The sequence below is a fragment of the Streptomyces sp. NPDC030143 genome (assembly GCF_055573695.1).
In genome coordinates this window covers 15,526-28,075 of record NZ_JBVIAY010000010.1, presented here as the reverse complement: position 1 = coordinate 28,075, position 12,550 = coordinate 15,526, and the positions used below count along the sequence as shown (strand labels likewise).

Below are 12,550 nucleotides of genomic sequence, written 5' to 3'. Positions count from 1 at the left end.
GGGCCACCCCTGAACGTTCGGGGGTGGCCCTCCGTCGTCTGTGCGAGCAAGACCACGTTCGGGGATTCCGCTTCCGGGACGGGAGGGGCGTGCGGCAGGATCCTGGGATGGAGCGTGTACGTGATGTCTCTGAGCTGCCGAAAGCCCATCTGCACCTGCACTTCACCGGATCGATGCGGCCCACGACCGTGCTGGAGCTGGCCGACAAGTACGGCGTGCACCTGCCGGAGACGCTGAGCGAGGCCCTGGTCAGCGGGGAGCCGCCGCAACTGCGGGCGACCGACGAACGGGGCTGGTTCCGCTTCCAGCGGCTCTACGACGCGGCGCGGTCGTGCCTGCGGGAGCCGGAGGACATCCGGCGCCTGGTGCGGGAGGCCGCGGAGGAGGACGTGCGCGACGGCTCCGGATGGCTGGAGATCCAGGTCGACCCGACGTCGTACGCGCCCCGGCTGGGTGGGCTGATCCCGGCGCTGGAGATCATCCTGGACGCGGTGGAGACGGCGTCGCGGGAGACCGGGCTCGGGATGCGGGTGCTGGTGGCGGCGAACCGGATGAAGCATCCGCTGGAAGCCCGCACGCTGGCGCGGCTCGCCGTGCGGTACGCGGACCGGGGAGTGGTCGGCTTCGGGCTGTCGAACGACGAACGGCGCGGCATGGCGCGGGACTTCGACCGGGCCTTCGCGATCGCGCGGGAGGGCGGCCTGCTGTCCGCGCCGCACGGCGGTGAGCTGACGGGGCCCCCGTCGGTCCGCGACTGCCTGGACGACCTGCACGCCGACCGGCTCGGTCACGGCGTGCGGGCGGCGGAGGACCCGCGGTTGCTGACGAAGCTCGCGGAGCGGGGCATCACCTGCGAGGTGTGCCCCGCGTCCAACGTGGCCCTGGGCGTCTACGAGAAGCCGGAGGACGTCCCCCTGCGCACCCTGTTCGACGCGGGTGTCCCGATGGCCCTGGGCGCCGACGACCCGCTGCTGTTCGGCTCCCGGCTGGCCGCCCAGTACGAGATCGCCCGCACGCACCACGGCTTCTCGGACGAGGAACTGGCGGAACTGGCCCGCCAGTCGATCCAGGCGTCGGCGGCCCCGAAGGAGACGCAGGAGAAGCTGCTGAGCGGGGTCGACGACTGGCTGGCGTCCTGACGCCGCGGCCGGCCGGCGGCTGGGTCGCCGGCGGCCGCGCCCGGCCGGGCCGGCATGCGCGCGCGGGCCGGCCTACAAGCTCACTCCGACCATCACCGGCTCGTTGACCAGGGTGATCCCGAAGGCCTCCCTCACCCCGGACACGACCTCGCGGGCCAGGGCCAGCAGGTCCTCCGTCGTGGCATCGCCGCGGTTGGTCAGGGCGAGCGTGTGCTTGGTGGAGATGCGGGCGGGGCCGTCGCCGTAGCCCTTGGTGAAGCCCGCCTTGTCGATCAGCCAGGCCGCGGAGGTCTTGGTGCGGCCCTCTCCCGCCGGGTAGGCGGGCGGTACGGCGTCCTCGCCCAGGCGCTCCTTCACGCGCGCGTGGAACTGCGCGAAGTCGGCGTCGGTGAGGATCGGGTTGGTGAAGAACGACCCGGCCGACCAGGTGTCGTGGTCCTCGGGGTCCAGGACCATGCCCTTGCCGGTGCGCAGCTTGAGCACGGTTTCGCGGGCGTCGGCGAGCGGTACCCGGTCGCCGGGCTCCACGCCGAGCGCCCGCGCGGTCTCGGCGTACTTGATCGGCGCCGACAGTCCGCCCGCGTCCTCCAGGGCGAACCGGACGCGCAGGACGACGTACCGCTCGGGGTCGGCCTTGAAGCGGCTGTGCCGGTAGGAGAAGGCGCACTCCTCACCGGAGAGGGCGACGGTCTCCCCCGCGCGGCGGTCGTAGGCGACGACCTCGGTGATCGTGGCGGACACCTCCTGGCCGTACGCCCCCACGTTCTGGATGGGCGTGGCGCCGGCCGAGCCGGGGATGCCGGCCAGGCACTCGACGCCGGCGAGCCCGGCCTCCACGGTCCGCGCGACGGCGTCGGCCCACACCTCGCCGGCCGCCAGCTCCAGCGTCGTGCCGGTGAGCTCGAAGCCCCGGGTGGCGATGCGCAGGGCGGTGCCCGCGAAGCCCTTGTCGCCGATGACAAGGTTGGAGCCGCCGCCGATGACGAGCAGCGGGGTGCCGTCGGCGTCGGCCTCGCGCACGGCGGCGACCACCTCGGCGTCGGTCGTCGCGGTCACCAGCCGGGTGGCGGGACCACCCAGCCGGAAGGTGGTCAGCGGGGCGAGCGGGGCGTCGTGGAGTTCCAGCACGCGCCCAAGCCTACGAGACGGCACCGACAGCCCCGTCCGCGCACGCGGCACGTGCAACGCCCTTCGGAGGGCGTCCCGCACGGGGGGGACGCCCCTTACCGACACCTGTGGCCTCAGGCCAGCCGTACGACCGCCCGCGACATCCCGAGGACCTTCTGCCCGCCGCTGGTCACCGTCAGGTCGACCCGCACGGTGTTGTCGTCGAGCTTGGCCGCGACCTTGCCGCTGACCTCGACGAGGGCGCCCCGATCGTCGTTCGGCACGACCACGGGCCGGGTGAAGCGGACGCCGTAGTCGACGACCGAGCCCGGGTCACCGGTCCAGTCGGTGACGACGCGGATCGCCTCGGCCATGGTGAACATGCCGTGCGCGATGACGTCCGGCAGGCCCACCTCCTTGGCGAACTTCTCGTTCCAGTGGATGGGGTTGAAGTCCCCGGAGGCCCCCGCGTACTGCACGAGCGTGGCCCGCGTCACGGGAAAGGACTGCGCCGGCAGCTCGGTGCCGACCTCGACGTCGTCGTAGGCGACCTTCGTCATGTCAGCCCTCCTCGGCCGCGCGGGCGACCAGCTTGGTCCAGGCGGTCACGACGTGCTCGCCGGCCTCGTCGTGGACCTCGCCGCGGATGTCCAGGATGTCGTTGCCGGCCAGGGACTTGATGGCCTCGATGGTCGAGGTCACGGTCAGCCGGTCCCCGGCGCGCACGGGGCGCCTGTAGGCGAACTTCTGGTCGCCGTGCACCACCCGGCTGTAGTCGAGACCGAGCTGCGGGTCCTGGACGACCTGCCCTGCGGCCTTGAAGGTGATGGAGAACACGAACGTCGGCGGGGCGATCACATCGGGGTGCCCGAGCGCCTTGGCGGCCTCCGGGTCGGTGTACGCCGGGTTGGCGTCCCCCACGGCCTCCGCGAACTCGCGGATCTTCTCCCGGCCGACCTCGTAGGGGTCGGTGGGCGGGTAGGTCCGCCCCACGAAGGACTGGTCGAGCGCCATGGGCTCGGCACCTCCTGGATCTACTGACCGGTACTGGTCGCTCAACGACGTGAGGCCGCCCCCGATCACGGGGGCGGCCTCACGTACGAGCCTGATTTATCGCGTTTCGCGGTGCGCGGTGTGCGCGTTGCAACGCGGGCAGTGCTTCTTCATCTCCAGTCGGTCCGGGTTGTTACGCCGGTTCTTCTTGGTGATGTAGTTCCGCTCCTTGCACTCCACGCAGGCCAGCGTGATCTTCGGGCGGACGTCGGTGGCAGCCACGTGAGTGCTCCTTGACGAACGGATGGGACGATTTAACGCAAGCAAGAGTAGCCGATCGAAGGACCGACCCCGCAATCGGCTACTGTCAGTAGCGGTGACCGGACTTGAACCGGTGACACAGCGATTATGAGCCGCTTGCTCTACCGACTGAGCTACACCGCTTTGATGTGATCCGTTCCCGCCTCGCGACGGGAACCTTTCACACCAGAGCCCCAATACGGAATCGAACCGTAGACCTTCTCCTTACCATGGAGACGCTCTGCCGACTGAGCTATTGGGGCGAGCGATGAAGACATTACACGGTCCGCAGCGGTTCACCCAAATCCATTGCGCGGGCCCCACCGAAGGCCGTTTCCCAAGGCCTCACCGGGCCCGTGAGCACCTCCGGCCCACTGGGCCACACCGGTACGACTATTGCGCTCCTCCCCGACAGCGCCGGACGGCCGTCCTAGGCTCGACTCACTCTGTGTGATCTTGCCCGAGCCCTTCTCCCCCGCCGCCGACCCGCCGCCGATCCACTGCCGGCCCACTGCCGATCCCTGGAGCGCGATGCCCGACAGTCAGCCGCAACCGCCCCACTCGTCGTCCTCGCCGTCCGGACAACCGGACCCCGCCGCCCTCCTGCTCTGCGGCGCACGTCTCACGGACGGCCGGACCGTGGACGTACGGCTGGGCCACGGGCGCATCGAGGCGGTCGGCACGAGCGGCAGCCTGGCGGCCGGTCCGTCCCGCGGGACCGGCACCCGCGTGGACCTCGACGGCTACCTCCTCCTGCCCGCCCCCGCCGAGCCCCACGCCCACGCCGACACCGCGCTGTCGGCCGACACCGACGGACCGGTCTCGTACGCCCCGCAGGACGTCCAGCGCCGGGCCACGGAGGCCGCGCTGCTGCAACTCGGCCACGGCTCGACCGCGCTGCGCGCCCACGTACGCGTCGGCGACGTCCAGGGCCTGGGCGCGCTGACCGCCGCCCTCCAGGCCCGGCGGGCACTGCAGGGGCTCGCCGAACTGTCCACGGTGGCCATGCCCCGGGTGCTGACCGGTGCGGCCGGCGCCGACGGGCTGGCGATGCTGCGCGACGCGCTCAAGATGGGCGCCTCGGTGGTGGGCGGCTGCCCCGACCTCGATCCCGATCCGACGGGCTACGTCGAGGCGGTCCTGGAGGTCGCCTCCGAGCACGGCTGCCCCGTCGACCTGCACACCGACGCCACCGACCCGGCCCGGCTGGGCCGGCTGGCCGCGATGGCCGGCGGTCTGCGCCCCGGCGTCACCCTCGGCCCGTGCGCCGGCCTCGCCCGGCTCCCCGCCGAGACGGCCAACCGCACCGCCGACCGACTGGCCGCCGCCGGGGTGACGGTGGTCTGCCTCCCCCAGGGCGGTTGCGGCGCCGCCGAACGCCACGGCACCGCCCCCGTGCGGCTGCTGCGGGCGGCCGGTGTCCGGGTCGCCGCCGGCAGCGGTGCCCTGCGGGACCTGTCGAACCCCGTCGGCCGCGGCGACCCGATGGAGGCGGCCTACCTCCTCGCGTCCCGCCACGGCCTGCGCCCCGAGGACGCCTACGACGCCGTGAGCACGTCGGCGCGTGCGGCCCTGGGACTGCCGGAGGTGCGCGTGGAGGCGGGCTTCCCCGCCGACCTGCTGGCCGTCCGCGGCGACCGGCTCTCCGGCGCGCTGTCCCTGGCGTACAGCCGCATCGTGATCCACCGGGGCCGGGTGGTGGCCCGCACCAGCGCGGTCCGCGAGTACTGCGACTCGGCGGCGGCCGCGGAGCTCGGTCTGCCCCGGCAGGGGCGCGGCGAACTGTCGTAGTGGCACGGCCCTGTCACTCCCCGGCCGGGCGGCGTCCGCGCGCGGGCGGGCGTACGGTCGGAAGCATGCGCATTGTCATCGCTGGGGGTCATGGTCAGATCGCGCTGCGGCTGGAGCGGCTGCTCGCCGCGCGCGGGGACGAGGTCGCGGGCATCATCCGCAAGGCGGAACAGGCGGACGACCTGCGGGCCGTGGGCGCCGAACCGGTCGTGCTGGACCTGGAGTCGGCGTCGGTGGAGGAGGTCGCGGAGCGCCTGCGGGGCGCGGACGCGGCGGTGTTCGCGGCGGGCGCGGGCCCGGGCAGCGGGGTGGCCCGCAAGGACACCGTCGACAAGGGCGCGGCGGTCCTGCTGGCGGACGCGGCGGTCCGCGCGGGCGTACGCCGCCATGTGGTCGTCTCGTCCTACGGCGCCGACCCCGACCGCAAGGGCGACGAGGTCTTCGACGTGTATCTGCGTGCCAAGGGCGAGGCGGACGCCTACGTCCAGGGTCTGGACGCCCTCGACTGGACCATTCTGCGCCCGGGTTCGCTGACGGACGACGCGGGCACGGGCCAGGTCCGGCTGGAGGCGCGCACGGGCCGGGGCTCGGTCCCGCGGGACGACGTGGCCGCCGTCCTGGCCGAGTTGCTGGACACCCCGGCGACGGCCGGCCTGACCCTGGAGCTCATCGGCGGGTCGACGCCGGTGTCGGTGGCGGTGAAGTCGGTGGCGGGCAACTGAGCCACGGGACCGGGGTGTTGCGGGCCGCTCCCGGCACGGGGGCGGCCGCTTCCACAGCTTCGGGACCCCTAGAACAGGGGCAGTTGGCCGGGGATGTCCGGCACGACGTAGCCGTCCAGCGACGGCTGGACCGCGTCCAGTTGCGCGGGACGGCGGGAGCCGGGGCAGGAGACGAGCCGGCCGCTCTCCCGCGTCCCGGGCGGGTCGTGCCGCGCGAACCGCCCGGCGACGACGGCGATCTCGCGGCGGCACTCCGGGCAGGTTCTGCGGCGGCTGGACATGGGCTCAGTGTGCCCCAGTGCGCCGCCCGGGTACGAGGTCGCGCCGCGCGGCCCGCTCGCCGCGCGCAAACGCGCCCGTCTCCCTAGCATCCGTACATGTGGCACATACCTTCGAGGAACTCGTGGAGAAGCAGCGCGCGGCCGACGAGGCACACGCCAGGGTCCTGCATCTGCGGGACGCCTACGGCGCGCCCACGGCCGCGCCCTGGTCGGAGACCCAGACCGACACCTACGAAACGGCGTGGCGCGCCTGGCGCGACCTCGCCCGTGACGTCCAGGCCGCGGTGACCGAGTACGCCAAGGACGAGGGCAGACCCCGCAACGGCGTCGAGGCCGAGGTGAAACAGGCCGCGAAGACGCCCCAGGAGGCGCCGGAGACCGGTGGGGCGACGCCCGGCGCGGACGAGTGAGGACCGAGCGGGCGGGCCCTCAGGCGCCGGCCGGCGTCGCCTGTCGGCTCAGCCCCGGCGCGGCGCCGTTGCCGTCGGCTTGGGACCGAACCGGGCCGTCTTGAGCCAGCGCCGCATCGCCGTGGCCATGGGGCGCTCGACGAAGCGGTGCACGACGTAGCAGAGCGCGACCAGTCCGACGACCGTTCCCACGATCAGCAGCCGGGGGTCGACCCGGTCGCCGAAGTGGTGGGCGACAGTCAGGCCTATGGGGCTGTGCAGCAGGTAGAGCGGGAACGTGAGGGTGCCCGCGACGCTCAGCCACCGCCAGCGGATCCGGCTGGTCCAGCCGAGCGCGATCGCGGCGATCGCCAGGAAGAAGAACGTGATCAGCAGCACCAGCCAGCCGCGCCACGGGGACCACTCGTTCCAGCTGATGCGGCCGCCGCCGGGCGTCAGCAGGAAGTGCAGCGCCAACAGCCACGACATGCCGACGATGCCCCACAGCAGCGGAGTCGGGCGGAAACGATACATCAGGTAGAAGGCCATGCCGGCGATGAAGTAGGGCGCCGACGGCGGGTTGACCAGCAGCGACAGCAACGGCAGGTCGGCGGCGGGCGCGAGGACCGCGCCGACCGTCCACAGCCCGCAGAAGATCACGACCCGCTGGTAGGTGAGGCCCTTCCACACGACCACCGCGAAGGTGAGGTAGAAGCACAGCTCCGGCCAGAGCGTCCAGTACACCGAGTCCAGGTTCTCCACACCGAGCGGCTTCTGGAGCATGGTGAGGTTCGCGAAGAGCACCCGGGGCTCGGTGCTGCCGAACGGGGCGTTGGCGAAGTAGATGGCCGCCGCCGACACGACGACCCCGATCCAGTACATCGGGTACAGACGGGTGACGCGTGAGATGAAGAAGTCACGCGGGGTGCGCCCCCAGGCGCTCATGCAGATGACGAAGCCGCTGATCAGGAAGAACAGGTCGACGCCGAGCCGTCCGTAGGCGAAGTAGGCGTGCGCGTCGGGAAAGATGCTGTCGTACGGCCGACCCCACAGGGTCTGCATCGTCTTCGGCTTCTGCCCGATGAAGTGGAAGAGCACCACCGCCAGCGCCGCCATGAAGCGGAGCCCGTCCAGCGCGGCCAGGCGTTGCCCGCGGCCGGACGACCCGGTCACGACGACCCGCCCGCTCGGGGCCGGCTGCGCCGGCAGGGCCTTCAGGGCGGCCGATCCCTCACCTTCCCGTTCCGTGGCCGTGTCGACCGTTCCTGTGGGGTGCGTCTGCGTCATCCGTCTACCGTTCGGATCGTCGTCTGTGAGTCGGCTGTGACCAGCCTGACATCATGACCAGCGGGCGGATGGAAGGGTTGTGAGGACCGGGCGAAATTCCTCGGCCCGGGAACCCTTCCGGCCGACCACCGAAGCACTCCTGCCCGTGAAACGGCGTTTCCTCTCCCCCGTATGGGCTTCGTCACGCCATGGCCTCCGTCACGACGGAGACGACCGCGGCGGCCGAGGGGGAGGAGCGGGCAGGAGACGGGCAAGGTGAAGGGCCCGTGGCCTACTGTGTCAGTAGGCCACGGGCCCTTCGTTCCCGTGTGGCGGCGCCAGGATTCGAACCTGGGAAGGCTGAGCCGGCAGATTTACAGTCTGCTCCCTTTGGCCGCTCGGGCACACCGCCGGGGTTGCTGCCGTTCGAACCGCTTTTCGGCGGTGCTCCCTGGCAACGACGTAAACGATACCTGATGCACAGGGGTGCTTCGCCACCTGGATTCCGCACCGCTCCGAGGGGGCCGGGTGGCTAGGCTTGTCCGGATGCGGCCCGCGCCTCCCGCGGGCTCGGCGGCAGCCCCCACCGACGCCGACACGCATCCGATACGCACCCCGATACAAGGAGCCACAGGACATGGCCGACTCCAGTTTCGACATCGTCTCGAAGGTCGAGCGGCAGGAGGTCGACAACGCCCTCAACCAGGCCGCCAAGGAGATCTCCCAGCGTTACGACTTCAAGGGCGTCGGCGCCTCGATCTCATGGTCCGGTGAAAAGATTCTGATGGAGGCGGACTCCGAGGGCCGGGTGACGGCTGTCCTCGACGTGTTCGAGTCGAAGCTGATCAAGCGCGGGATCTCGCTGAAGGCGCTGGAGGCGGGGGAGCCGCAGCTCTCCGGCAAAAGGTACAAGCTCTTCGCGGAGATCAAGGAGGGCATCTCCCAGGACAACGCGAAGAAGGTGGCGAAGCTCATCCGCGACGAGGGCCCCAAGGGCGTCAAGGCCCAGGTACAGGGCGACGAACTGCGCGTCAGCTCCAAGAGCCGCGACGACCTGCAGGCCGTCATCGCCCTGCTGAAGGGTCAGGATTTCGACTTCGCGCTGCAGTTCGTGAACTACCGGTAGGTCGTACGGGTCGGGTGGGTGCCCCGACGGTGCCCGCCCTCCCTGCCCCTCCCGCGGCCGGCCGCCCGCTCAGTCGCGCGAATGGCCGAACAGGATGCGGTAGACGATCAGCAGCACCAGCGAGCCGCCGATCGCCGCGGCCCAGGTGGCGCCGTCGTAGAAGTCCTTGCTGATGGGGTGGTCCAGCCAGCGGGCGGAGATCCAGCCGCCGAGGAACGCGCCCGCGACGCCGATGACGGTCGTGCCGATGAGACCGCCGGGGTCCCGGCCCGGCAGCAGGACCTTGGCGACGACGCCGGCCAACAGCCCCAGAATGATCCAGCTGATGATGCCCATGCCCTGAACCTGCCCTTCCGCGCTGTTGCCCGCACTGTCCCCGGACTGTGATGTTGCTCGCGGCCCGCTCGGCCCGTCCGCAGTGCGTCCACCGCACGTTCACGCCGTGTCGACCTGGACGACGCCTTGACGACGCCCAGCGGTTCCCCGGCTCAGTAGGGTGCGGCCCATGACGCAGTCCGAATCCGCCGAGCTGAGGCGCACCCTGGGCGTCGGGGACGCCGTGGTCATCGGGCTCGGCTCGATGGTCGGCGCCGGCATCTTCGCCGCGCTCGCCCCGGCCGCGCACACCGCCGGGTCAGGGCTGCTGCTCGGCCTGGCGCTCGCCGCGGTGGTCGCCTACTGCAACGCCGTGGCGTCGGCCCGCCTCGCCGCGCGGTACCCGGCCTCGGGCGGCACCTATGTGTACGGACGCGAGCGGCTGGGCCCGTTCTGGGGGTATCTCGCGGGCTGGTCGTTCGTGGTCGGGAAGACGGCCTCCTGTGCGGCGATGGCTCTGACGGTCGGGGCGTACGTCTGGCCGGGGCAGGCGCACGCGGTGGCGGTCGCGGCCGTGGTGGCGCTGACCGCGGTGAACTACGGCGGCATCCAGAAGTCGGCCTGGCTGACCCGGGTGATCGTGGCGGTGGTGCTGGCGGTCCTCGCCGCCGTGGTCGTCGTCTGTCTCGGCTCGGGGGAGGCCGACGCGGGGCGGCTGGACGTCGGGGCCTCCGGGGGTGTCGGCGGGGTGCTCCAGGCCGCGGGCCTGTTGTTCTTCGCGTTCGCCGGATACGCGCGGATCGCGACCCTGGGCGAGGAGGTGCGGGACCCCGCGCGGACCATTCCCCGCGCGATCCCGCTGGCGCTGGGCATCGCGCTGGCCGTCTATGTGTGGGTGGCGGTCGCCGTCCTCTCGGTGCTGGGGTCGGGCGCTCTGGGTGACGCGCAGGCACCGCTGGCCGACGCGGTGCGGGCGGCGGGGGCGCCGGGGCTGGTGCCGGTGGTCCGGGTCGGGGCGGTCGTGGCCGCGCTGGGGTCGCTGCTCGCCCTGATCCTGGGTGTCTCGCGGACGACGCTGGCCATGGCGCGCGACCGTCATCTGCCGGGCGCGCTGTCCGCCGTGCACCCGCGGTTCAAGGTGCCCCACCGGGCCGAACTGGCCGTGGGCGCGGTGGTCGCCGCCCTGGCCGCGACGGTGGACGTGCGGGGCGCGATCGGTTTCTCCTCCTTCGGTGTGCTGGCGTACTACGCGGTGGCCAACGCCTCGGCCTGGACCCTGGACGCGGCCCCGCTGCAGCGGGCGCTGCCCGCGCTGGGTCTCCTCGGCTGTGTGGTCCTGGCCTTCGCGCTGCCGGGGACCTCGGTGGTCGCGGGAGCGGGTGTGCTGGCGGTGGGGGTGGCGGCGTACGTGGTGCGGCGGTGGGTGGTGGGCCGGGAGGGGTGAGTGCGGGGCCGGCTGGCGCGGTCGCGCTCGCGGTGACGGGGGGGCAGGTCATGGGTGCCGGGCTGCGGCCATCTGTCATGGAAGCGCGGCCGCGGTCGCGGGACAGTGGTTCACGGTCGCGGGTCATGTGGCCATGGTGCGGGAGGCTACCGACACCCGGGGCGGCCTGTGGACAACCGGCCGGTTGTGGACAACGAGTCTCCGGCACGGGCCACCGTCCGGTTGTGGACAGCGAGTCCGGCCCGGGCCACCGGCCGGTCATGGGCAACGAGTCTCCGGCACCATTACCGGCCGGTCGTGAACAGCGCGGGTGCTGGAGGGTGTCGTCAGCGCGTCGCGAACGGCTGGTCCGTCGGGACGATCTCCCGGCCAAGCGGGAGCAAGGAGACCGGGATCAGCTTGAAGTTGGCGATGCCGAAGGGGATGCCGATGATCGTCACGCACAGGGCGATGCCGGTGACGATGTGGGCGAGGGCCAGCCACCAGCCCGCCAGGACCAGCCACAGGACGTTGCCGAGGCAGGAGGGGGCGCCCGCGTCCCGGCGCTCGACCGTGGTGTGGCCGAAGGGCCAGAGGGCGTAGACGCCGATGCGGAAGGCCGCGATGCCGAACGGGATGCCGATGATCGTGACGCACAGCAGAAGGCCCGCGAGCACGTAACCGAGGAACAGCCAGAAGCCGCTGAGGACGAGCCATATGACGTTCAGGATGGTCTTCACTGCTGGTGACCTGCCATCTTCTCGAGCCGGGCGATGCGCTCCGCCATCGGCGGGTGCGTGGAGAACATCTTGGACAGTCCCCGGCCCGGCCGGAACGGGTTCGCGATCATCATGTGGCTCGCGGTCTCGAGGCGGGGCTCGGGGGGCAACGGAAGCTGCTTGGTACCGAGTTCGAGCTTGCGCAGGGCTCCGGCGAGGGCGAGCGGGTCACCGGTGAGCTGGGCGCCCGACGCGTCCGCCTCGTACTCCCGGGAACGGCTGATGGCCAACTGGATGAGGGAGGCGGCGAGCGGGCCCAGGAGCATGATCAGCAGCATGCCGAGGAGGCCGGGTCCGTCGTCGTCGTCGGAGCGGCCGATCGGGACGAGCCAGGCGAAGTTGACGAGGAACATGATCACGGAGGCGAGGGCGCCGGCGACCGAGGAGATGAGGATGTCGCGGTTGTAGACGTGGCTCAGTTCGTGGCCGATGACGCCGCGCAGCTCCCGCTCGTCGAGGAGGCGCAGGATGCCCTCCGTGCAGCACACGGCGGCGTTGCGCGGGTTGCGGCCGGTGGCGAAGGCGTTGGGGGCCTCGGTCGGGGAGATGTACAGCCGCGGCATGGGTTGGCGGGCCTGGGTGGAGAGCTCGCGGACCATGCGGTACAGGCCGGGGGCCTCGAACTCGCTCACCGGGCGGGCGCGCATCGCGCGGAGTGCCAGCTTGTCGCTGTTCCAGTACGCGTACGCGTTGGTGCCCAGCGCGACGAGGACCGCGACGACGAGCCCCGCTCGGCCGAAGAGACTGCCGATGACGATGATGAGTGCGGACAGTCCTCCGAGGAGTACTGCGGTCCTGAGCCCGTTGTGCCGGCGGTGCACGGTACGCCCTCCAAGTCGTGCGGCAGGGGCAACCCTTTGCTCGCTGATCTGCGGTCCTGCTGGTGTCACTAGGGGACACGTCCAGTGGACCCTCCCGT

Annotated in this window: 15 protein-coding genes and 3 tRNA genes; 6 read left to right on the top strand and 12 right to left on the bottom strand. The window is 71.9% G+C overall.

Annotated elements, in window-relative coordinates; translation table 11 throughout:
* Window positions 1-107 precede the first annotated feature (107 nt).
* Window positions 108-1,139 (top strand): adenosine deaminase, encoded by a 1,032-nt coding sequence (locus ACZ4YY_RS18855; RefSeq protein WP_468291035.1) that lies wholly within the window; start codon window positions 108-110, stop codon window positions 1,137-1,139.
* A 72-nt stretch (window positions 1,140-1,211) separates the two neighbouring features.
* Here ACZ4YY_RS18855 and ACZ4YY_RS18850 read toward each other — a convergent pair whose 3' ends face one another.
* The 6 genes from ACZ4YY_RS18850 to ACZ4YY_RS18825 all read right to left on the bottom strand — a co-directional run bounded on the left by ACZ4YY_RS18850 (window position 1,212) and on the right by ACZ4YY_RS18825 (window position 3,802).
* Entirely contained in the window at window positions 1,212-2,267 is a 1,056-nt protein-coding gene (locus ACZ4YY_RS18850; protein WP_468291032.1) for a UDP-N-acetylmuramate dehydrogenase, read from the bottom strand.
* A 113-nt stretch (window positions 2,268-2,380) separates the two neighbouring features.
* A complete protein-coding gene (locus tag ACZ4YY_RS18845; RefSeq protein ID WP_468291029.1) occupies window positions 2,381-2,806 on the bottom strand; it encodes a MaoC family dehydratase in 426 nt (141 codons plus the stop codon).
* Window position 2,807: 1 nt separating this feature from the next.
* Window positions 2,808-3,260: an FAS1-like dehydratase domain-containing protein gene (locus tag ACZ4YY_RS18840; protein ID WP_468291026.1), complete on the bottom strand. Its 453-nt coding sequence runs from the start codon at window positions 3,258-3,260 to the stop codon at window positions 2,808-2,810.
* A gap of 96 nt (window positions 3,261-3,356) precedes the next feature.
* Window positions 3,357-3,521 (bottom strand): 50S ribosomal protein L33, encoded by a 165-nt coding sequence (gene rpmG, locus ACZ4YY_RS18835; RefSeq protein WP_003948671.1) that lies wholly within the window; start codon window positions 3,519-3,521, stop codon window positions 3,357-3,359.
* 89 nt (window positions 3,522-3,610) lie between these two features.
* Window positions 3,611-3,683, bottom strand: a tRNA-Met gene (locus ACZ4YY_RS18830).
* A 46-nt stretch (window positions 3,684-3,729) separates the two neighbouring features.
* A tRNA-Thr gene (locus tag ACZ4YY_RS18825) sits at window positions 3,730-3,802 on the bottom strand.
* Window positions 3,803-4,070: 268 nt separating this feature from the next.
* Here ACZ4YY_RS18825 and ACZ4YY_RS18820 point away from each other — a divergent pair.
* Together ACZ4YY_RS18820 and ACZ4YY_RS18815 are read left to right on the top strand one after the other, a co-directional pair.
* Entirely contained in the window at window positions 4,071-5,330 is a 1,260-nt protein-coding gene (locus ACZ4YY_RS18820; protein ID WP_468291568.1) for an amidohydrolase family protein, read from the top strand.
* Between the two features lie 65 nt (window positions 5,331-5,395).
* The gene (locus tag ACZ4YY_RS18815) at window positions 5,396-6,052 is read left to right on the top strand and encodes an NAD(P)H-binding protein (protein ID WP_468291023.1); all 657 of its coding nucleotides are present in this window, start codon (window positions 5,396-5,398) and stop codon (window positions 6,050-6,052) included.
* 68 nt (window positions 6,053-6,120) lie between these two features.
* Here ACZ4YY_RS18815 and ACZ4YY_RS18810 read toward each other — a convergent pair whose 3' ends face one another.
* Window positions 6,121-6,333: a hypothetical protein gene (locus ACZ4YY_RS18810; RefSeq protein WP_468291020.1), complete on the bottom strand. Its 213-nt coding sequence runs from the start codon at window positions 6,331-6,333 to the stop codon at window positions 6,121-6,123.
* Between the two features lie 98 nt (window positions 6,334-6,431).
* Here ACZ4YY_RS18810 and ACZ4YY_RS18805 point away from each other — a divergent pair, with 98 nt between their 5' ends.
* Entirely contained in the window at window positions 6,432-6,743 is a 312-nt protein-coding gene (locus ACZ4YY_RS18805; protein WP_468291018.1) for a hypothetical protein, read from the top strand.
* A gap of 48 nt (window positions 6,744-6,791) precedes the next feature.
* On the opposite strand, the gene ACZ4YY_RS18800 is transcribed toward ACZ4YY_RS18805, so the two are convergent.
* Entirely contained in the window at window positions 6,792-8,009 is a 1,218-nt protein-coding gene (locus tag ACZ4YY_RS18800; RefSeq protein ID WP_468291015.1) for an acyltransferase family protein, read from the bottom strand.
* Between the two features lie 309 nt (window positions 8,010-8,318).
* Window positions 8,319-8,400 (bottom strand) — tRNA-Tyr (locus ACZ4YY_RS18795).
* Between the two features lie 225 nt (window positions 8,401-8,625).
* Here ACZ4YY_RS18795 and ACZ4YY_RS18790 point away from each other — a divergent pair.
* Window positions 8,626-9,114: a YajQ family cyclic di-GMP-binding protein gene (locus ACZ4YY_RS18790; protein WP_468291012.1), complete on the top strand. Its 489-nt coding sequence runs from the start codon at window positions 8,626-8,628 to the stop codon at window positions 9,112-9,114.
* A 69-nt stretch (window positions 9,115-9,183) separates the two neighbouring features.
* On the opposite strand, the gene ACZ4YY_RS18785 is transcribed toward ACZ4YY_RS18790, so the two are convergent.
* Complete coding sequence (locus ACZ4YY_RS18785) at window positions 9,184-9,450, bottom strand: GlsB/YeaQ/YmgE family stress response membrane protein (RefSeq protein ID WP_468291009.1); 267 nt, start codon at window positions 9,448-9,450, stop codon at window positions 9,184-9,186.
* Between the two features lie 169 nt (window positions 9,451-9,619).
* On the opposite strand from ACZ4YY_RS18785, the gene ACZ4YY_RS18780 reads away from it, so the two are divergent.
* Window positions 9,620-10,873, top strand: a complete 1,254-nt coding sequence (locus tag ACZ4YY_RS18780; protein WP_468291006.1) for an APC family permease — start codon at window positions 9,620-9,622, stop codon at window positions 10,871-10,873.
* A 326-nt stretch (window positions 10,874-11,199) separates the two neighbouring features.
* Here the strand turns inward: ACZ4YY_RS18780 and ACZ4YY_RS18775 are convergent, their stop codons facing one another.
* Both ACZ4YY_RS18775 and htpX read right to left on the bottom strand, forming a co-directional pair.
* On the bottom strand, window positions 11,200-11,592 hold the full coding sequence (locus tag ACZ4YY_RS18775) for a YccF domain-containing protein (protein ID WP_468291003.1): 393 nt from the start codon (window positions 11,590-11,592) through the stop codon (window positions 11,200-11,202).
* Window positions 11,589-12,452, bottom strand: coding sequence for a zinc metalloprotease HtpX (gene htpX, locus ACZ4YY_RS18770; RefSeq protein ID WP_468291000.1), 864 nt, complete (start codon window positions 12,450-12,452; stop codon window positions 11,589-11,591). The genes ACZ4YY_RS18775 and htpX overlap by 4 nt, the downstream gene beginning before the upstream one ends.
* Window positions 12,453-12,550: the final 98 nt, after the last annotated feature.